This window comes from Pseudomonas sp. CIP-10, assembly GCF_020911845.1.
In the GTDB taxonomy this organism is placed as follows: domain Bacteria; phylum Pseudomonadota; class Gammaproteobacteria; order Pseudomonadales; family Pseudomonadaceae; genus Aquipseudomonas; species Aquipseudomonas alloputida.
On the sequence record NZ_CP087161.1, the window covers coordinates 253285 to 269911 of the forward strand.

25 protein-coding genes are annotated in these 16627 nt (G+C 60.9%); 12 read left to right on the forward strand and 13 right to left on the reverse strand.

The window, feature by feature from the left end; genetic code table 11:
* The first annotated feature begins 65 nt into the window (after positions 1-65).
* Complete coding sequence (locus LMH93_RS28300) at positions 66-923, forward strand: hypothetical protein (RefSeq protein ID WP_004574800.1); 858 nt, start codon at positions 66-68, stop codon at positions 921-923.
* Between the two features lie 95 nt (positions 924-1018).
* On the opposite strand, the gene LMH93_RS28305 is transcribed toward LMH93_RS28300, so the two are convergent.
* From LMH93_RS28305 to LMH93_RS28325, 5 genes are all read right to left on the reverse strand, one after another.
* Entirely contained in the window at positions 1019-1678 is a 660-nt protein-coding gene (locus tag LMH93_RS28305; protein WP_023383758.1) for a hypothetical protein, read from the reverse strand.
* A 159-nt stretch (positions 1679-1837) separates the two neighbouring features.
* Positions 1838-2128 carry a hypothetical protein gene (locus LMH93_RS28310; protein WP_023383757.1) on the reverse strand — a complete coding sequence of 97 codons (291 nt, stop codon included), beginning with the start codon at positions 2126-2128 and terminating at the stop codon, positions 1838-1840.
* A 58-nt stretch (positions 2129-2186) separates the two neighbouring features.
* Positions 2187-2702: a hypothetical protein gene (locus LMH93_RS28315; RefSeq protein WP_023383756.1), complete on the reverse strand. Its 516-nt coding sequence runs from the start codon at positions 2700-2702 to the stop codon at positions 2187-2189.
* Positions 2699-3106 (reverse strand): hypothetical protein, encoded by a 408-nt coding sequence (locus tag LMH93_RS28320; RefSeq protein ID WP_023383755.1) that lies wholly within the window; start codon positions 3104-3106, stop codon positions 2699-2701. Before LMH93_RS28320 ends, LMH93_RS28315 begins: the two co-directional genes overlap by 4 nt.
* Positions 3107-3307: 201 nt before the next feature.
* Entirely contained in the window at positions 3308-3769 is a 462-nt protein-coding gene (locus LMH93_RS28325; RefSeq protein ID WP_023383754.1) for a hypothetical protein, read from the reverse strand.
* 127 nt (positions 3770-3896) lie between these two features.
* Here LMH93_RS28325 and LMH93_RS28330 point away from each other — a divergent pair, with 127 nt between their 5' ends.
* Positions 3897-4472, forward strand: a complete 576-nt coding sequence (locus LMH93_RS28330) for a hypothetical protein (protein WP_023383753.1) — start codon at positions 3897-3899, stop codon at positions 4470-4472.
* A gap of 96 nt (positions 4473-4568) precedes the next feature.
* Here LMH93_RS28330 and LMH93_RS28335 read toward each other — a convergent pair whose 3' ends face one another.
* Positions 4569-5363 carry a hypothetical protein gene (locus tag LMH93_RS28335; RefSeq protein ID WP_023383752.1) on the reverse strand — a complete coding sequence of 265 codons (795 nt, stop codon included), beginning with the start codon at positions 5361-5363 and terminating at the stop codon, positions 4569-4571.
* A gap of 84 nt (positions 5364-5447) precedes the next feature.
* On the reverse strand, positions 5448-5810 hold the full coding sequence (locus LMH93_RS28340) for a hypothetical protein (RefSeq protein ID WP_175442734.1): 363 nt from the start codon (positions 5808-5810) through the stop codon (positions 5448-5450).
* Between the two features lie 78 nt (positions 5811-5888).
* On the opposite strand from LMH93_RS28340, the gene LMH93_RS28345 reads away from it, so the two are divergent.
* Positions 5889-6107, forward strand: a complete 219-nt coding sequence (locus tag LMH93_RS28345; protein ID WP_004574529.1) for a co-regulatory protein PtrA N-terminal domain-containing protein — start codon at positions 5889-5891, stop codon at positions 6105-6107.
* A gap of 152 nt (positions 6108-6259) precedes the next feature.
* On the opposite strand, the gene merR is transcribed toward LMH93_RS28345, so the two are convergent.
* Positions 6260-6679, reverse strand: a complete 420-nt coding sequence (gene merR / locus LMH93_RS28350) for an Hg(II)-responsive transcriptional regulator (protein WP_004574528.1) — start codon at positions 6677-6679, stop codon at positions 6260-6262.
* Between the two features lie 71 nt (positions 6680-6750).
* Between merR and merT the strand changes: the two genes are divergently transcribed.
* From merT to LMH93_RS28390, 8 genes are all read left to right on the forward strand, one after another.
* Complete coding sequence (gene merT, locus LMH93_RS28355; protein ID WP_004574527.1) at positions 6751-7101, forward strand: mercuric ion transporter MerT; 351 nt, start codon at positions 6751-6753, stop codon at positions 7099-7101.
* Positions 7102-7114: 13 nt separating this feature from the next.
* Positions 7115-7393 (forward strand): mercury resistance system periplasmic binding protein MerP, encoded by a 279-nt coding sequence (gene merP, locus LMH93_RS28360; protein WP_004574526.1) that lies wholly within the window; start codon positions 7115-7117, stop codon positions 7391-7393.
* Positions 7394-7405: 12 nt separating this feature from the next.
* Complete coding sequence (gene merC / locus LMH93_RS28365) at positions 7406-7837, forward strand: organomercurial transporter MerC (protein WP_004574525.1); 432 nt, start codon at positions 7406-7408, stop codon at positions 7835-7837.
* A gap of 12 nt (positions 7838-7849) precedes the next feature.
* Positions 7850-9532: a mercury(II) reductase gene (gene merA / locus LMH93_RS28370; RefSeq protein WP_004574524.1), complete on the forward strand. Its 1683-nt coding sequence runs from the start codon at positions 7850-7852 to the stop codon at positions 9530-9532.
* 20 nt (positions 9533-9552) lie between these two features.
* Entirely contained in the window at positions 9553-9969 is a 417-nt protein-coding gene (locus LMH93_RS28375; RefSeq protein ID WP_004574523.1) for a hypothetical protein, read from the forward strand.
* Entirely contained in the window at positions 9969-10331 is a 363-nt protein-coding gene (merD, locus tag LMH93_RS28380; protein ID WP_004574522.1) for a mercuric resistance transcriptional repressor MerD, read from the forward strand. The genes LMH93_RS28375 and merD overlap by 1 nt, the downstream gene beginning before the upstream one ends.
* Entirely contained in the window at positions 10324-10560 is a 237-nt protein-coding gene (gene merE / locus LMH93_RS28385; RefSeq protein WP_004574521.1) for a broad-spectrum mercury transporter MerE, read from the forward strand. The genes merD and merE overlap by 8 nt, the downstream gene beginning before the upstream one ends.
* A gap of 123 nt (positions 10561-10683) precedes the next feature.
* Positions 10684-10896, forward strand: coding sequence for a DUF3330 domain-containing protein (locus LMH93_RS28390; protein ID WP_004574520.1), 213 nt, complete (start codon positions 10684-10686; stop codon positions 10894-10896).
* Positions 10897-11033: 137 nt separating this feature from the next.
* Here LMH93_RS28390 and LMH93_RS28395 read toward each other — a convergent pair whose 3' ends face one another.
* The 3 genes from LMH93_RS28395 to LMH93_RS28405 are packed head-to-tail and all read right to left on the reverse strand — an operon-like array spanning position 11034 to position 14683.
* Positions 11034-14030 carry a Tn3 family transposase gene (locus LMH93_RS28395; protein WP_004574519.1) on the reverse strand — a complete coding sequence of 999 codons (2997 nt, stop codon included), beginning with the start codon at positions 14028-14030 and terminating at the stop codon, positions 11034-11036.
* 3 nt (positions 14031-14033) lie between these two features.
* Positions 14034-14444, reverse strand: a complete 411-nt coding sequence (locus tag LMH93_RS28400; protein ID WP_004574518.1) for a putative toxin-antitoxin system toxin component, PIN family — start codon at positions 14442-14444, stop codon at positions 14034-14036.
* On the reverse strand, positions 14444-14683 hold the full coding sequence (locus LMH93_RS28405; RefSeq protein WP_004574517.1) for a ribbon-helix-helix domain-containing protein: 240 nt from the start codon (positions 14681-14683) through the stop codon (positions 14444-14446). Before LMH93_RS28405 ends, LMH93_RS28400 begins: the two co-directional genes overlap by 1 nt.
* A gap of 201 nt (positions 14684-14884) precedes the next feature.
* On the opposite strand from LMH93_RS28405, the gene LMH93_RS28410 reads away from it, so the two are divergent.
* On the forward strand, positions 14885-15811 hold the full coding sequence (locus LMH93_RS28410; RefSeq protein ID WP_004574516.1) for a recombinase family protein: 927 nt from the start codon (positions 14885-14887) through the stop codon (positions 15809-15811).
* Here LMH93_RS28410 and LMH93_RS28415 read toward each other — a convergent pair.
* Together LMH93_RS28415 and LMH93_RS29735 are read right to left on the reverse strand one after the other, a co-directional pair.
* On the reverse strand, positions 15765-16022 hold the full coding sequence (locus LMH93_RS28415) for a replication initiation protein (RefSeq protein ID WP_079392336.1): 258 nt from the start codon (positions 16020-16022) through the stop codon (positions 15765-15767). The genes LMH93_RS28410 and LMH93_RS28415 overlap by 47 nt on opposite strands.
* Positions 16015-16302 (reverse strand): helix-turn-helix transcriptional regulator, encoded by a 288-nt coding sequence (locus LMH93_RS29735; protein ID WP_073656513.1) that lies wholly within the window; start codon positions 16300-16302, stop codon positions 16015-16017. The genes LMH93_RS28415 and LMH93_RS29735 overlap by 8 nt, the downstream gene beginning before the upstream one ends.
* Positions 16303-16627 lie beyond the last annotated feature (325 nt).

The following is a 16627-nucleotide window of genomic DNA, read 5'->3' on the forward strand; positions in this document are numbered from 1 at the left end:
GAGGGGGGTATTCGTGCGTGTGTGGCATCCCTGAGGGCAAGTTCAACTACTTTCAGGAGTTCGCCATGAACAACGTATCGCTCATCAGCTTCATCAACCTGCTGCACAGCGCCTCCCACGTGCAGCTGACGCTGCCCGGGCTTACCACGCGCTGCACTGCGGAGGTCGAGCAATCAGGTTCGACAGTCATCCTGCTTCGCCTGTTGTGGTCGAGCAACTGCGAGACGCTGATCACTGCTGAGGCACTGTCGGCTGGCCGCTGGGTCGACGACACGTTCCACTGCCTGGATGCTCACGGCCGCGAGGTCACGCTGCAATTACTGCAGACGACAACAATCAAACCCGACTGCAGCACGCCGAACGAGCTCGATGCCTTGCTCCGTGAGCTGTTGCTGGAAGCTAATCGCCGTGGGTCCTCTCCAACCAACATGCAAAATGCCCTGCAGGTAGCTGTTTGGGAAGGTTCGAAGTCAGTCCGACGGTTGCTCTTCCCGCAGATGCTTGCAACGCTGAACACCGTCCAGGAAACACTCACCAAAGCCGCGCAACTCGGCGTATGGGACTGGGCCTCGATGCCGCAACTGCGTGACCAGGTCACGGCTGCGCTCGCGGCTGATTACGGTACCGAGGTCACCTGGAGTCCGGATTGCGTCTACGACCACCTGGACAGCAGTGAGATCCTCGATTTCTTCGCGGATCTTCGCAAACGCACCGACACTCTCGATGAAGAATCCGAGCTGGTATGGCGAGTCTTGGTCATGGCGGTCAACCTTCTGGAGAAAAAGCAGCTCCACGAGTTGCTCCAGGGCCTGCGTCAACGACTGGAAGACATGAACGACGACATGCGCCAGCTCTGCTCTCTGCCTGTCGCTGATTTGCTGCGGCTGATCGCAGACCCTGAGGCTGATGCCGAGGAGGTATAACGCTCTACCCGCCCCGACCATGTGTCGGGGCTTTTCTTTGGGCAAAAGAAAACCGCCAGTCCGAAGACCAGCGGCGGATGGAGCGTTCGTAGGTGCTATGCCGACTTCAGCACATAGCGTTTCTGCGGAATGAGCACTGTTTCTTCGACGACGTTCAGGCTCAGCATGTCGATGAAGGTTGAGCGGATACTGTCACAAGCATTGTCAAATGCCTCGACGACCTCTACTCGGTTCGCGAGCTGGTCCAGAGACCATTCGTTGAAGTCTTCATCCTGGTCCAACGCCTGGCCAGAGACACGAAGCGTTTTGGGTGGATGCTGGAAGTTTAAACGACCTGCATCACCCTCGGCGCCACAGCGACCGCAGCGATTGTTACCTTCGGTACAGGCTTGGTAATTGCGCTGAGAGCAGCTTTTGCAGTAGGACTGATAGCCGGTGGATTCCCATTGGCTTTTCATGAGCACCAGATACCCGCTCGATCGGCCATTACTGCTGATGGTGAACTCGCCATTCATTTCCACGACGAAGTCCTCGATCACCAGAGACAAGTCATCCCAGTAGTCGACATTGAGCAGCTCAAAGGCCTTCTCTGTCTGCTCCCGATCCAGGCCAAGGGCATGGATCTTCACGCAGTGAGCGTAGCTCGTGGCGCGGTTCCAAGAGTTCATGGTGTCATAGCGATAATGGCCAGCCAGGAAGCTGATCATCGCTTGACGATCGGTGCGGTCCACTGCTGCTTTTTGAAAATGTTGCATTGGGAAATCTCCTGTTGGCTGTATAACCGGAGATGTGCAACACAGAGCGGTAAATCCGGGCAATGGCGCGATCGGGGATCATGGACCTGGGAAGATCGAGTGCTGCAACGGCGAGTTGGCCCGCTGGGTTAGCCCACCCGCCTGGCAACGGTCTGGGCATCACCAAAACTGCGTGATAGGCCGGGTCTCAAAATTGTCGATGGCTTCCTTGTGCTGCTGGTAATGCTGCTCGTACATCTTGATGTTGAGGCGGCAGAACTCTTCCAGCTCAGGCTCGGGTAACCGCGGCGAAAATAGAATCACTGGCCGCTGGTCCTGATCAGCGAACTGTAGGGTGCCGTCAGGGAACATCACCTGAGGTATCCCGCCCAATAGCATCTCCACTTTGGTAATGAACGGGGTGATCTTGGACTGGTCGGGCGCGAAAATGTGCATCACTTGATCGGTCATAGCGGTTATCTCCTAGGTCAATGGAACTGGGGTGCGATTAGGTCCTCTGGTCCCTACATCACACCAGCTTCAGATGGGGTCTTTTAGGGTCGCCTATACGGACCTGCAGCGCCGGCTGCATGTGCATTACGTCAAAACCCATGGACTTGAACCACATAGGGTTCATCAACGTGCGTTTCTCGGTGGGGAGTTCGAAAAAACCGTTGTCCTCGGACCAGAATCGGCCGCTCACTGGATGAACCAGGTCAAGCTCACAAGTGCCGTCGGGATAGGTGCACACCACAAGCTCCCAGGACGGATCGGGGGGGACTGGCCATTGGTAGTCCTCCGGCGCAAGGCGCTTTCGAATTCCCCCGTCACAGCGGCCGGACAACCCATAGACGAATGCACGGACATGCCACATCAAGATCGGGCGGTCTCGCTCAGTCCACCCTGCACATGCGTACTTGAATGCCTGGCGAACCAACGGCCTTGGTAGGCCCCACTGAAAGCACGCGAGGCCCTTCTGATACATATCTTCAAAGTCGAGGTTGGGATAGCCTGCGTCGTCTGCTGCACGTTCCAAGTAGTTCATGCTTCGCGCACCTCCGGGCGATATGCAGACCCTCCGAGACGGTACTCGTCCACCTTGGCCAGCGCGTCTGCCGCTGGGCGCTCGACCAGGGTTTGTATTTCCCCATCGGTGTACAGGCAGCCGGTGATATCCATCACGAGTGCAGCGCCGGCAAGGTCGATTGCAAGGATGTGGGTGTAGTTTTGGTGGCCTGCCAGGCTATTTTCCCCTTGCGTGAAATCTCGACTGATCGGCCCTTTAACAACCCCGCGGTACGGCTCTGGAACTGTCTCGGGCCATCCGTCGCAGAAGAATGACTCGACGAATTTCTGCAGGCCGATTCCGAGCTCGGCAGCAAAGCGTTTGATGCCGTCGATCGATGATCCATCCCACGACCATTCTTCAATCAGATTCCGATTGCACATGCTGGGTCCCTCCCTAAGGCTCCGGCGCCATTGTGTGTTTGCAGCAATTGAGTCATGCATCTTAGAGCATATCGATACTTAACGCGTAAACATAAGGCTAGTTTTCTTTGTACACCATGTTCATCTGGGGCCAGCAGTGAAGCACGCTCATCCTGCGGGCGAAAAAAAACCCGGCAAATGCCGGGCTGTGGGGTTACCTGCTCACGCTTGCGGCGCCAGCAGTAGCTCAAGGTGTTGTCGATCACTTGCGACCATCGACTCGACACCCCGCAAAATAGCTGCAGAGAGCGCTTTTCCAGCGATTTGCTGCGAGTTTGCGTTACCGTTGAGCTGCTCTTGGGTGCAGCACTCATAGGCCTGGAGAATTGACCGGAGATTGCCTAGGGAGAGCCGGCCGACGATGGCATCCAGCACGATGGCAACAGGAGAACCACACACCTGAGTCGCTTTAGCTACAGCGCTCGCTGTGTCAGGTGCAGGATCAGCAGTGATGCCCTGGGCAGCGCCCAAAATCGCATTCAACTGATCAGTGACCAAGTGCAAGAGCTCGTTGTAGCTATCCCCATCAGGAGGTAATACTTTGTCGTTGAGGTCTCGGGCGTGCGCGTTGACGGCACTGAGAAGGCTTTCCACCGCTTGTAGGGAGCTTTTTGGATCGTTCATGAGGGGCACCAGGTAGTTGGTTGTTTAACTGACTTCAGGGGATGCTCCACACAGCCCTACAATCCACCTTCTACATGCCTGTGGGACATCTCCTTGCATCATGAAAAGCCTTTCTAGGAGAGACCCTATGCAATTCCAACCAGCGTTTGAGCAAATGCGTGCCATCGTTGAGGCTGATGACTGCCTTCTGCGTGGATTCAAACAAGACTTTTACCAGTTTGACCTGCTCCACCTCACCAAAACTGGGACGGTCGGCGGTCGATACGTTTGGGTCATCCGCGAAAACGGCACACACCTGGCTTCACTCGGCCTGCATCCCAAGCTCACTGAGTTTGTGGAATGCGCGCTCGACATGAAGGAGGCACTGCAGGTTTTCGAAATCACCCTGCTGAAGGATGGTGCTGCGACGATTAAACCTATCTCCGTGGAGATGGGGCGTGACCTGTTACGGCACCAGCAATACAAGTTCGAGGGACGGCACATCAAACGAGGCGGCCGCCTCGTTGCGCTGGTTGACATCGAGGTGCTGTACAACCGAGGCCAATACGGCGGTACCGTCACCTTCTCCTTCGAATCAACACCGAGCAGGGATGAAGAAACTGACTTCAAGCAAATCGCCCTGTGCCTATTCCAGCAGAAAGCGCAAAGCTTGTTTGCCTGTATGGACCACGTGACTTTCCAGACGCGCAATCTTGCTGCATGAGGTACCAACGCAATACCCCACCGCTGGCCACCTAGGTCAGCGGTTTTTTGTGCCCGAAAAAAAACCGGCCTCAAGGGCCGGTCGGTAGCGTTGCCTTCAGCGTGCAGCGAGCATTGCCATACGGCTCCGCTCCTTGCGTTCAAGCAATTGCTGGCTGTTGTACGGCCCAACCTCCTGGACGCCGCCCAGGTCATCGAGGTGCACCAGGTAATTTAAGTAATCATCACCAGGATTCGACCATAGGTGCCTCAGCCGCTCGTGGTTGAGCACATGTGCCTTGAACTCCTCTCGACTCAATTCACCACGGCCGAGGGCGACCTGCAGTTTCGAATACGCCAGGTAGTCTGGGCGCCAGCTTAAAGGGATAGCGCACAACGCGTGATGTACGCGATCCGAATCGGGCCATACCGGGGGAATGGTCGTCAGTTGTGCCATGGTTAGGCCCACCTCTTCTGCCGGTGCAGCGATGGGCGAGAGTTCGAACCTTGTCACATCGAACCAAGCATGGCCGGTCGCCGAATAAGCACCCGCGCTGATCGGTGACGCTGGTGCGCAACTATAGACCAGCCAGCTCTGGCAGCCAGCCCACTGTCGGATGAATCTCACCATTAGGGTGCCGTCGGCAACAGGCTTCCGCCAGATGCAAGCACGCAGGTGGTAATCGATATTGTAGGGCGCCAGGTCCGCAGGTAGATCAGCGTCGACAACAGTATCGAACACCTCAAACCCACTGGCGCCGATTCGCGCCAGGTAGCTGGCCCCCTCGGCGATTTCAAAGGCAGGGTCGAAGTGGAGCACGCCGGCAAGTGCCGTCTCCCCTCCTCCGGTTAGGCGAAACACAATGCGGCCGCGAGGCTTGTAGCTGTGGTTGAACTGTACGGTAGTGGTCATTTGTATACCCTCATCTTGGTCTGAGGGAATGCTTTGCAGCGCCCAATAAAAAACCCACCGCGAACGGTGGGTCAGGTGGAACGTTCAAGAACTGAGCAGGTAGTCCCCTGCGATGACAGCATTCGTAGCCAGGCCCTGCGAAGGGATTTCGACACGCTTGGTGCCGTCATCGATCAGCTCAACGAGTGTGGCGGCAAGTTTACGCACGATGACATTGTCGACCGTTTTGACTGGTACCGAGTGGCCCTTGTCCTGGAGCAGGATTTTGTAGCCGGTATCGTCGGAGTTGTGGGTAATCACCAGAAATCCATGCAGCTTGCTCGTGTTTACATTTACCTGCAGCGCAGGGCGGCGGGCGAGCCGAGATTGGGGTTTGGGGAGCAACGGAACAGAAAGTGCACTTAAGCCCTGCCATTTCCTCTCAGCGCCATAATCCAGGACCTTCATCTCCATCTCTCCTTGATTCCGTACTTAACTACGGAGATAGAGTCGGCTCGTGGGTAGAAAACCCGAGAGGAGGCTGTTATGAAATACCTAAGACTACTGCTGATAGTTGGTGCGACTCTGCTGTCATCCACCGTATGGGCCGAGAGCGGGAGCGACCGTTCAATCGAGCGAATCGCCGCTATGCGCGACAAGGCTGAGGCGGCCTTGGTGGCGGAAACCGCCAAGAAGATTGAGCAACTGGGGGCCACGGCGGCTGGCCGGGTCGAGGCGCAGCCCGGCTGTCCGCCTGCAAAGTAGAACATGAGCTGCTGATGCAGTACTAACCTGTGGCCTATGCAAGTGCTCCTTTGGCCATTCAGCGGCGCTCAATGAGCGCCGCTGTTTTGCCAAGCGCAAGCCGACCCCGGAGGTGCCTCACGCATCGGGAAATCCTCGGTTAACGCGCGGAGTCAGCGCAGTTCCTTTTCCCCCTGCAGCGAAACGATCAGCGGACAGGAAACCGTCCCGTGGCTCGCACAACAATCGTGAACCAGCCGCGCCAACACCGACTCGATCCGCCGCAGATCCGCGAGTTTCCCCCGCACATCCTCGAGCTTCTGCTCGGCGAGCACGCGCGCTTCGTCGCAGTGAGCGCCGTCATCCAATCGCAACAGCCCGGCCACCTCATCGAGGCTGAAGCCCAGTCGTTGCGCGGATTTGACGAATTTCACCCGGGCCACGTCCGCCTCGCCGTAGCGGCGAATGCTGCCGTAGGGCTTGTCCGGTTCGGGCAACAGCCCCTTGCGTTGATAGAACCGGATGGTTTCCACGTTGACCCCGGCCGCCTTGGCGAAGGCGCCGATGGTCAGGCTTTCCACAGTGTTTTCCATACTGCTTGACTCCGTACTTGACTACGGAAGTAACCTTAAACCATCGCTCACATGCTCGAAAGGAGAAATGCATGTCTGAACCATCAAACGGGCGCGCCCCTCTTGTCGCCGGGGGGCTTGCGGCGATTCTCGCCTCGACTTGCTGTCTTGGGCCGCTGGTTCTGATCGCACTGGGATTCAGCGGGGCCTGGATCGGCAACCTGACCGTGCTGGAACCTTACCGCCCGCTCTTCATCGGTGCGGCGTTAGTCGCGCTGTTCTTCGCCTGGCGACGCATTTTCCGCCCGGCTCAAGTCTGCAAACCGGGTGAGGTCTGCGCCGTGCCCCAGGTACGCACCACCTACAAGCTGCTGTTCGGGCTGGTAACGGCCTTGGTGCTGGTCGCGCTCGGCTTCCCCTACATCCTTCCCTTGTTCTACTGATCAGGAGTCCGCCATGAAAAAACTGCTTGCATCCTTCGCCCTCGCCACCCTAGTCGCCGCACCTGCCTGGGCGGCCACGCAGACCGTCACTCTGGCGGTGCCGGGCATGACCTGCGCCGCTTGCCCGATCACGGTGAAGAAGGCGCTGACCAAGGTCGAGGGCGTGACCAAGGCCGAGGTGAGCTATGAGAACCGCGAGGCCATCGTCACCTTCGATGATGCCAAGACCAATGTCCAGGCGCTGACTAAGGCGACCGAGGACGCCGGCTACCCGTCCAGCGTCAAGCAGTAGGCGGGCATTCCGATGGCAAACCCTTTCAATTTGTTCACGCGGATCGGTGACAAAGCCGGGTCCGTTGGCGTGCTGATTTCTGCCATAGGCTGTGCCTCGTGTTTCCCCGCCCTTGCCGGTCTGGGGGCCGCGATCGGTCTGGGCTTTCTGAGCCAGTGGGAAGGCCTGTTCATCACCACGCTGCTGCCGTTATTTGCCGGGCTGGCCCTGCTCGTCAATGCCCTCGGCGGGTTCAGTCACCGGCAGTGGCGACGCGCTGCGCCTGGCCTGATCGGCCCGGCCCTGGTGCTGATAGCGGTGTATTTGATGCTGGCTCACGGCTGGCGGAGCGGCTGGCTGCTCTATATCGGCCTGGCCCTCATGTTTGGGGTGTCCATCTGGGATCTCGTGTCGCCCGCCCACCGCCGTTGCTCCCCGACGTCCTGTCCGACTCCGCCAAAATGAAGGAATAACACTATGACCAAACTACAAATCGTCGGCATGACCTGCGCCTCCTGTGTCGAGCATGTGAAAGAGGCCTTGGAGAAGATCCCCGGCGTGCATCGGGCGGATGTTTCCTACGCCAGCGGGAAGGCCGAACTGAAGGTCGACGAGGGCGTAAGCCGTGAACAGATGCAGGCCGCCGTCGAGGCCCTGGGGTATCGAGCGGCGTTCGAAGACGCCACGGCACCTACCCGCTCAGGCCTGCTCGACAAGGCGCGGGGCTGGTTGAGCGGCAGCATTGGCGCCGGGAAAGATGGCGACAGGCTCCACGTGGCGGTCATCGGCAGCGGTGGCGCCGCCATGGCGGCCGCGCTCAAGGCGGTGGAAGGCGGTGCGCGCGTCACCCTGATCGAGCGCGGCATCATCGGCGGCACCTGCGTCAACGTTGGCTGCGTGCCCTCCAAGATCATGATTCGCGCCGCGCATGTGGCCCATCTGCGGCGCGAGAGCCCGTTCGACGCCGGACTGTCCACCACGAGCCTGACCGTCCTGCGCGAGCGGTTGCTCGCCCAGCAACAGGGTCGTGTCGACGAACTGCGCCACGCCAAGTACGAAGGCATTCTGGAGAGCACGCCGGCGATCACCCTGGTACGCGGCACCGCCCGTTTCCAGGACGGCCGCACGCTCAGCGTGGAACTGGCCGAGGGCGGCGAGCGCATCGTCGCCTTCGACCGCTGCCTGATCGCCACCGGCGCGAGCCCGGCCGTTCTACCGATTCCCGGACTCAAGGACACCCCGTACTGGACCTCGGACGAGGCGCTGGCGAGCGACACCATTCCTAAGCGGCTCGCCGTGATCGGCTCCTCGGTGGTGGCGGTGGAACTGGCGCAGGCCTTTGCCCGGCTGGGCAGCAAGGTCACGGTCCTGGCACGCAGCACGTTGTTCTTCCGCGAAGATCCGGCCATCGGTGAAGCGCTGACGGCAGCCTTCCGTATGGAGGGCATCGAAGTGCTGGAACACACGCAAGCCAGCCAGGTGTCCCACGTCGACGGCGAGTTCATCCTGAGCACCAATCATGGCGAGCTGCATGCCGACCGACTACTCGTCGCCACCGGCCGCACGCCCAACACCCAAGGCATGAATCTGCAAGGCGCCGGCGTGAAGCTGGACGAACGCGGTGCCATCCAGATCGACTCGGGCATGCGCACCAGTGCCCCGGATATCTATGCGGCCGGCGACTGTACCGACCAGCCGCAGTTCGTCTACGTGGCGGCGGCCGCAGGCACCCGTGCGGCGCTCAACATGACCGGCGGCGAGGCGAAGCTCAATCTCGACGCCATGCCGGCCGTGGTGTTCACCGATCCGCAGGTGGCCACCGTGGGCTACAGCGAAGCGGAGGCGCACCACGCCGGCATCGAGACCGACAGCCGCACCTTGACCCTGGATAACGTGCCACGCGCACTGGCCAACTTCGACACGCGGGGTTTCATCAAGCTGGTCATCGAGGAAGGTAGCGGACGGCTCATCGGCGTGCAGGCGGTGGCCCCGGAGGCGGGCGAACTGATCCAGACCGCCGCCATCGCCATCCGGGCGCGGATGACGGTGCAGGAACTGGCCGACCAGTTGTTCCCCTACCTGACGATGGTCGAGGGGCTGAAGCTCGCGGCGCAAACCTTCGCCAAGGACGTCAAGCAGCTGTCCTGCTGCGCCGGGTAATGAGCGCGCGAGGTTGAAGCATGAACGACACGGCAAGCGATCTCGGCAGTCGCGACAGCCTGCGCAAGACCTGGCAGGTAATCAGCTTATGGGGGCTGCCTGCCGTCGTGGCGACCATAGCGCTTGTTCTGGCGGATCGACGCCCTGCGTTGTTCCTGGCAGCGAGCGCCGCGCTACTCGTGATGGGCGGCGCCTGCCTGGTCAACGCCGCGCGCTGTCGCCGCCTTCACTGCTACATCACCGGGCCGTATTTCCTGATGCTCGCGCTGGGTGCGCTGCTGGCTTATGGGTTTGCCCCAAACGGCGAGTATCACTCCCGGCTGTGGTTGCTCCTGGCACTAGGGGTTACGCCATTGCTCATCTGGCTACCTGAACGCCTAGCCGGAAGGAAATATCTGAGCGCCCTAGTTTGCGGGGAAGACCGGGAGTGTCGGTGATGAATGCCTACACCATATCCAGACTGGCCGAGGACGCGGGCGTCAGCGTGCATGTGGTGCGCGACTATGTGCTGCGTGGCTTGCTGCACCCCGCGCGGCGCACGGAGAGCGGTTACGGCATTTTCGATGAGCGGTCCCTGGCGCGTCTGCGCTTCGTGCGCGCCGCCTTCGAGTCTGGTATCGGGCTCGACGAATTGGCACGGCTCTGCCGGGCGCTCGATGCGGACGATGGCGCCGACTTGATCGGCTGCGTCGAGTGCCTGCTCCGGCTAGTCACGGCACGGCAGGCGGCCTTAGCCGCAGTGGCAACCCAGCTGGCCGGGCTGACTCATTGCGCCGGCGAAGGTTCTGCCTATGCGTAACGCCGATCACGTTGAGTCAAGCAAGGTCTTCCGCTGGCGTGCTTACACCTGGGGCGTGCTCGCCGCGCTCACCTGCCCTTGCCATCTGCCGGTGCTGGCATTGCTGCTTTCGGGGACAGCGGCCGGCGCGTTCGTCAGCGAGCAGTGGAGCCTCGCGACGCTCGTGCTGGCGGTTTTCTTCATCCTCTTCCTGCGAGCGGCATTGCAGGCCTTTCGGAAGCGACCGTGACCCGCTCGGAGCACGGCGCGACCACCACTGCCGAGTTGGGCAGGGAGGCTGCAGGTCGATCGGCGCTCAGTCACGGGGGGAAAGCGTTGCTAGGTTTTCTTGGACGATGGAGGAACCCCCATCATGAACACAAACAACACCTCCACCATCAGCTGCTGCGAATGCTGCAAGGACATTCCCCTTGACGCCGCACTGACGCCGGAAGGTTCCGAGTATGTCGTGCACTTCTGTGGCCTGGAGTGCTATCAGCGTTTCATGTCGCGAGCAGATAAGAGGGCGGCATCCGAGCCTGATCACCCCTGCACACAAAAGGTCAGTACCCGTCAGGACGGCTAATTCGCGCTGCACCGGAAAAGTGGCTCTTGCTGGTCGCAGAAAGCGTGAGCCCGAGGACTCCGTCAGTCGCAATCCGTCTGAGCTGGAAGTGGCATCGAGTGCGGTGCCCGGCCGATTTCGAACCCAGGCCGTTACACCTACTGGTCGTCGTCCGGATTGCGCAGCGGCCGCAGTTCGCCGCGGGTAACCTCTTCCGGCACCGCGAAGGAGTAACGGCCCAGCATGTTGATGTGCTCGTGGATCAGTGGCGAGAGCCGCGCGACATCCTCCTCCAGCACCGGGTAGCCGTGCTGCCTGAGCCGTTCTACGGCCGCCGTCATGTAGAGGGTGTTCCACAGCACGATGATGTTCACCACCAGGCCGAGGGCGCCGAGCTGGTCCTCCTGGCCTTCGCGGTAGCGCTGGCGCAGCTCGCCGCGTTTGCCGTGGAACACGGCGCGGGCCAGGCTGTGGCGGCCTTCGCCCCGGTTCAGCTGGGTCAGGGTGGCGCGGCGCTTGGACTCGTCGTCGATGTAGGTCAGGGTGTGCAAGGTCTTCTCGATGCGACCGAACTCAGCCAGCGCCTGGGCCAGGCGGGTGGGACGATCCCCTGTTTGCAGGGTGCGCATGATGCCGGTGGCCGGCACTCGGCCGAGCTTGAGCGAGCCGGCCAGGCGTAGCAGGTCGTCCCAGTGCTCGGCGATCAGATCGAGCTTGACCGACTGCCGGGCCAGGCCGTTGAGTTTGCCGTAATCCGCCTCCGGGCGCGTGCGCCAGAAACGGGTACCGCCGACGTCGGCCAGGCGCGGGCTGAAGTGGTAGCCGAGCAGGCGGAACAGCCCAAACACCACATCGCTGTAGGCCCCGGTGTCGGTCATGATCTGCGTCGGCTGCAACTCGGTCTGCTGTTCCAGCACCACGGCCAGCAGCACCAGGCTGTCGCGCAGGGTGCCGGGCACGGTGATGGCGTTGAGGCCGGAGAACTGATCGGAAATCAAGTTGTACCAGGTGACGCCCCGGCCGGTGCCGAAATACTTCGGGTTGGGGCCAGCATGCACGGTGCGCACCGGTACCACGAAGCGCATGCCATCGGCGGAGGCGACCTCGCCGCCGCCCCAGACCTGGGCCAGCTCCAGTTGGCTCTGCGCCCCCACCAGAATGGCGTTTGCCACTGACAGCGTGTCGTCACGGATATAGTTCTGGCTGACCCAGGACAGCCGGTCGCGGCGTAGCGCCTGATTGTCGGTGCGGATCAGCGGCTCCAGGCCGGTGTTGCAGGCCCCACCCAGCAGCACCGCGCAGAGGCTGGTGACCAGGTTGTCGGCCCGCGCATTGCGCTCGGACACATGGGTGAAGGCCTCGGCGAAGCCGGTGCGAGCGGCGATTTCCAAGAGGATTTCCGGCAGATCGACACGCGGCATCAGATCAGCCACGGCTGCTCGCAGTTGCAGCAGCGAGTTCGGCTCCTCCAGCTTGTCCAGTGTGCCGAGCGAGAGCTCGGTCTTGCCCTCGGCGTTCTCGCTCAGCTGGATCGCGGGGTTGTCGGGTAGGCGGGCCGCGACCGCCTGCCAGGTCGCATCCAACTCGGCGCTCAGCGCATCCAAGGTGGTGCCGGCGTCAATGGTCAGGCCCAGCGAGCGGCAGATGATCGGCCGCGCCGCCAGCCATTCGGCACCGTCGAGCAGGCCGAGACGCGGGTCGGCATAGCGCCAACTGGGCGAGACGAACACGTCGCGCCGGCGCAGGGCCGTGCGCAGCGCATCGAGCGTGCAGAACACATAGGCGCCCATGTCGAGGGAGCCATCCTCGCGGGTAATGTGCTTCTGCCAAGCCTTGGCCACGATCTCCTGCGGCGCGTCATCCTCCGGTTTCCGGCGGGGCAGGTTCAGCTGCAACCAATCCAGGCCGGCGACCACGCCTTTGCCGGCCGGGCTGAAGCCGAAGCGGATGTGCTTGAGCAGGTCGGGCAGGAAACGGCGCACACTGCGGTAGCGCGCCTCCAGGGCGAGAAAATACACATCGTCAACCGGGCGGATCAGCGCATTGACATCTTCCAGGGCTTTCTCCAGCGAGGCCCTCGGCAGGTCGTTGAACAGCCGGGCGCGCACGTTGTCATCGCTGATTGAGCTGTCCAGCACGACCTTGCACGCGGCGGCGAGCGTCGCCGCCGAGCGATCCAGGTCTTTCAGGCTGCGCATGCGGGCTTTCTTGTCGGCCTTCTCCGCGTTGCTGAACAGGTCGCGTAACAGCGCTTCCAGGACCTCCAGGGCGTCGTCGTGCGCGGTGGCCTCCAGGCACAGGGCGAACGCCACCAGTGTCGCCATCCGCCGCGACGCCGGCAGCCGGTTGATCGCCGTGACCTTGGCGGTGTTGGCGAAGCGAGCCAGGGCCGCGATACGGCTGGGCGGGATGTGCGCCGCCGCTGGCAAGGCGATGCCGATGCCGCGCACGTCATCAAGCCGGCGCAGCGCCCGAATCAGTGCGGGGCCACTGACCATCACCGGGCCGGAGCGCAGTTGATCCAGCCGGGAACTGCGGTTGCCTTCGGCGACCAGCAGCAAGTCCTGTAGCTGCTGCCGTTGCGCCTCGCTCACACTGCGGCCAAGGGTTAGCCAGAGGCGTTCTTCGACCCGGCTGCGCAGTTGGGCGATGAACCGTTCCAGAACGGTGACGCCGGGCAGTAAAACCTTGTGCGTCAGCAACCAGGTCGTCGCCCGATTGAACAACTCGCCAGGACGATCTGTCCCTGTCCAACAGAGCGCATACAGCCAGCGGGCAAGTCGAAAGCCGACGCTGGAATCAGCAAACACCCGATAGCCGTAACGCTCCTGAATCTCGGCGGCATGACGTTGACGTTGGCGGGTTTCGGCATAGGCCAGGATACAAGTTGGATCGGTAATGCCTAACTGGCGACTGAGCGCTTGCAGCACCTCTTGGGGGACGGCTGAAAAGTCGTCGGGAAAAGTGCCCAGGTAGCGGATGCTGGTCAGTTGGGTGGCGTAGCCAAGGCGGTTGTGCTCGCCGCGCAGCGGTAGGAGGATTTTGTGGTCGTCGTCGCTCAGGTGGAAGTAGCGTTCCAGCTCCTCACGACTGGGGGCATCGACATAGCGGCCAAAACCGTCGCGTTGCTCCTGGGTCAGAAAACCGACCGGCATCGATCACAGCACCTCGGCGCAGAACACGGCGGGCGTGACAATCCGCGTGCGTTCGATGTGCCCGCGTTGCAGCAGGCCGGCGCGGCGATCACCGGTCACCAGGTAGTCCGCATCGCCTGCCAGGGCCATGGCCAGCAGAAACGAGTCATCCGGATCATCGGCTTCGACCTCGATGGTCAGACGCTCCAGTACCACAGCCCGTTGCAGGTTATTGATCATGGCTCCCACTTTGGCGGGCTGAAGGATGGCCTGGAGCTTGGGGTAGCGGCTGGCTCGGCGGATTTCATCGAGCTGCATCCGCGAGGTCACTACCTCGAAACGCGCCGCCCGCCAGGCACGGTAGATCGCATCGGGCGCGCCATGCGGCGAGATCAGTGCGCTGAACAGGATGTTGGTATCCAACACGACCCGCATCAGCGCTTACGTGCCCAGTCGAGCGCTTCGTCAACCGCTTCGGTCAGCTCTGCCTCGCTCAGATGGGCATTAGCGGCCTTGGCCTGTTCGGCCGTCAGTTCCAGGATGTGGGCCCGCACCGCCTCTTCAATGAAGCGCGACAGGTCGCCTTTCCGGCCACCGCCCTGGCTGGCCAGAAACATCCGAAGCGACTGGTCGGTGTCGGCCGAGACGGCGACATTCCAGCGAATCGTATTCATGGCGTTCCCCGCTAGTAGGTGTTTGTGTGTTTATACGCCAATCACAAAGGGCTATGCAATGGTTCAAAAAAACCTTCGTTTTGCCGAACTTTAAGTGGACAGGAATCGGCTGGTTAACCTACCTGCGCTACGGTTCAAATAACTGGTACGCTTAATCAAAGTTCAACTATTACTAACGTAGTCGAGTAAACGGTACTTTTGATGAAGATCGGTTATGCGCGGGTGAGCACTCGGGATCAGAACGCCGACCTCCAGGTCGATGCCCTGAAACAGGCCGGGTGCGAACGCATCTATCAAGACATCGCCAGCGGCGCGAAAAGCGCCCGGCCGGAGTTGGACAAGTTGCTAGCCCATGTTCGAGCGGGCGACACCGTGGTGATCTGGAAGCTGGATCGCCTCGGGCGCTCCCTCAAACACCTGGTCGAGCTGGTCGGCGAGCTGGCAGAGCGCAAGGTCGGCTTGCAGAGCCTGAATGACCCAATCGACACCACCCACGCCCAAGGTCGCTTGGTGTTCAACCTGTTTGCCTCGCTGGCCGAGTTCGAGCGCGAGCTGATCCGCGAGCGGACTCAGGCGGGTTTGTCGGCCGCGCGGGCGCGGGGCCGGATCGGTGGCCGTCCCAAGGGCCTCCCAGCCAAGGCCGAGGCCACCTCCATGGCGGCCGAGACGCTGTACCGCGAGGGCCGCCTGAGCGTCAGCGCCATCGGCGAGAAGTTACACATCTCCAAGAGCACGCTGTACAGCTACCTGCGCCATCGTGGTGTTGAGATCGGCGCACACCAGAAGAGCGCCCAGCCGCGAGGTCAGCAACGCAATGTCGCGTCGCCGGCAGAGCCCGCCGCCGAGCAGGTGGCCACCGTCACGCTGCGCCTGGCGGTGGTGAACAACAGCAAGTTCGTTCGCGGCCGGAAACGGGCCAAGGAAAATATCGAGCGCTACTGCTTGGAGCCCTACAGTATGAAACGGCTGGAGTCGGGCAACTACGAACTGGCCATTCCGTATCGGAGCGACGATGAGCTGGACAAGACCGTGCATGACTTGCTGACCGAGATCAGCCAGGAAGCCGACATGCGCAACTGCTTTATCGAAGCCGATGCCTGGGAAGAAGGCTCTGAACGGCGCTGGTAGGGCTTAAGTGCACTTTCTGTTCCATTGCTCCCCAAACCCCATCATACAACTCTGCAAAATCATGAGCGCAAACCCGAATAGGACGAGGTAACGGTTTTCTGGGATCAATCTGACTAATAGCAGCCAAGACTAGGCGATGTTCATTGAGAGTTAATCTATAGCTTGCTGCGATCAGGCTATTGGACTTTGTGACCTTATGGCACTTATGCATAAGTGCCTCCTCGCTGAGTCATTCGCTCGGACTTCCGAGGTCGACCAGGCTTTCGTTTTGCGACAGGCCCAGCAGAGTCAATTAAGTCGAGTTGAACAACATGCAGCTGCAGCCAACTCTCAACATCCGCACGACGCCACAATAGTCTGCCTGCACCAGGAATGCGGCAAACAGGAGGCAAGCGCGAGGGATTCTTTGAATGCTGGTTTTTGATGGTGCCGGTAGACCGGCCTAGGATCTCAGCGAGATCAGTAACGGTGAGAAGCTTTTCGAGCGACATGATTCATCCTCGCCCGACCAGAAGGTCAGGTTTGGATGGGTCCACGGCAGCGCTGGTGATTGAGCAAGTGGAACTGCTGCTTCAGTTCCAGGATGCGATCATCCAGACGCGGGGTTGTACCCACAGTCGCCCACGCTTTCCTCCGCACCGCGCCGATTATTTTCCGGCCCCATCAATGCCGGTAGCTTGGTGTCAATCAGGCGATTACCCCCGAGAGAGGGCATCCTTTCTTCCGTGACAGTCTCGTCCGCTTACTACTGCCACGGTGCCGGGCCGAGGGACCCTGCTAACCTTCATCGGCTGCCACACCATTAACAGATAGTGG

Excerpts from the sequence above, each read along its gene's own strand:
- merE (WP_004574521.1), top strand. The coding sequence starts at position 10,324 with ATGCGTAACGCCGATCACGTTGAGTCAAGCAAGGTCTTCCGCTGGCGT.
- LMH93_RS28300 (WP_004574800.1), top strand. The coding sequence starts at position 66 with ATGAACAACGTATCGCTCATCAGCTTCATCAACCTGCTGCACAGCGCC.
- LMH93_RS28395 (WP_004574519.1), bottom strand. The coding sequence starts at position 14,030 with ATGCCGGTCGGTTTTCTGACCCAGGAGCAACGCGACGGTTTTGGCCGC.
- merP (WP_004574526.1), top strand. The coding sequence starts at position 7,115 with ATGAAAAAACTGCTTGCATCCTTCGCCCTCGCCACCCTAGTCGCCGCA.
- LMH93_RS28320 (WP_023383755.1), bottom strand. The coding sequence starts at position 3,106 with ATGTGCAATCGGAATCTGATTGAAGAATGGTCGTGGGATGGATCATCG.
- merR (WP_004574528.1), bottom strand. The coding sequence starts at position 6,679 with ATGGAAAACACTGTGGAAAGCCTGACCATCGGCGCCTTCGCCAAGGCG.
- LMH93_RS28315 (WP_023383756.1), bottom strand. The coding sequence starts at position 2,702 with ATGAACTACTTGGAACGTGCAGCAGACGACGCAGGCTATCCCAACCTC.
- LMH93_RS29735 (WP_073656513.1), bottom strand. The coding sequence starts at position 16,302 with ATGTCGCTCGAAAAGCTTCTCACCGTTACTGATCTCGCTGAGATCCTA.
- LMH93_RS28390 (WP_004574520.1), top strand. The coding sequence starts at position 10,684 with ATGAACACAAACAACACCTCCACCATCAGCTGCTGCGAATGCTGCAAG.
- LMH93_RS28330 (WP_023383753.1), top strand. The coding sequence starts at position 3,897 with ATGCAATTCCAACCAGCGTTTGAGCAAATGCGTGCCATCGTTGAGGCT.
- LMH93_RS28335 (WP_023383752.1), bottom strand. The coding sequence starts at position 5,363 with ATGACCACTACCGTACAGTTCAACCACAGCTACAAGCCTCGCGGCCGC.
- LMH93_RS28305 (WP_023383758.1), bottom strand. The coding sequence starts at position 1,678 with ATGCAACATTTTCAAAAAGCAGCAGTGGACCGCACCGATCGTCAAGCG.
- LMH93_RS28405 (WP_004574517.1), bottom strand. The coding sequence starts at position 14,683 with ATGAATACGATTCGCTGGAATGTCGCCGTCTCGGCCGACACCGACCAG.
- LMH93_RS28375 (WP_004574523.1), top strand. The coding sequence starts at position 9,553 with ATGAACGACACGGCAAGCGATCTCGGCAGTCGCGACAGCCTGCGCAAG.
- LMH93_RS28310 (WP_023383757.1), bottom strand. The coding sequence starts at position 2,128 with ATGACCGATCAAGTGATGCACATTTTCGCGCCCGACCAGTCCAAGATC.
- merT (WP_004574527.1), top strand. The coding sequence starts at position 6,751 with ATGTCTGAACCATCAAACGGGCGCGCCCCTCTTGTCGCCGGGGGGCTT.
- LMH93_RS28410 (WP_004574516.1), top strand. The coding sequence starts at position 14,885 with ATGAAGATCGGTTATGCGCGGGTGAGCACTCGGGATCAGAACGCCGAC.
- LMH93_RS28345 (WP_004574529.1), top strand. The coding sequence starts at position 5,889 with ATGAAATACCTAAGACTACTGCTGATAGTTGGTGCGACTCTGCTGTCA.
- LMH93_RS28340 (WP_175442734.1), bottom strand. The coding sequence starts at position 5,810 with ATGAAGGTCCTGGATTATGGCGCTGAGAGGAAATGGCAGGGCTTAAGT.
- LMH93_RS28400 (WP_004574518.1), bottom strand. The coding sequence starts at position 14,444 with ATGCGGGTCGTGTTGGATACCAACATCCTGTTCAGCGCACTGATCTCG.
- merA (WP_004574524.1), top strand. The coding sequence starts at position 7,850 with ATGACCAAACTACAAATCGTCGGCATGACCTGCGCCTCCTGTGTCGAG.
- LMH93_RS28415 (WP_079392336.1), bottom strand. The coding sequence starts at position 16,022 with ATGCATAAGTGCCATAAGGTCACAAAGTCCAATAGCCTGATCGCAGCA.
- merC (WP_004574525.1), top strand. The coding sequence starts at position 7,406 with ATGGCAAACCCTTTCAATTTGTTCACGCGGATCGGTGACAAAGCCGGG.
- merD (WP_004574522.1), top strand. The coding sequence starts at position 9,969 with ATGAATGCCTACACCATATCCAGACTGGCCGAGGACGCGGGCGTCAGC.
- LMH93_RS28325 (WP_023383754.1), bottom strand. The coding sequence starts at position 3,769 with ATGAACGATCCAAAAAGCTCCCTACAAGCGGTGGAAAGCCTTCTCAGT.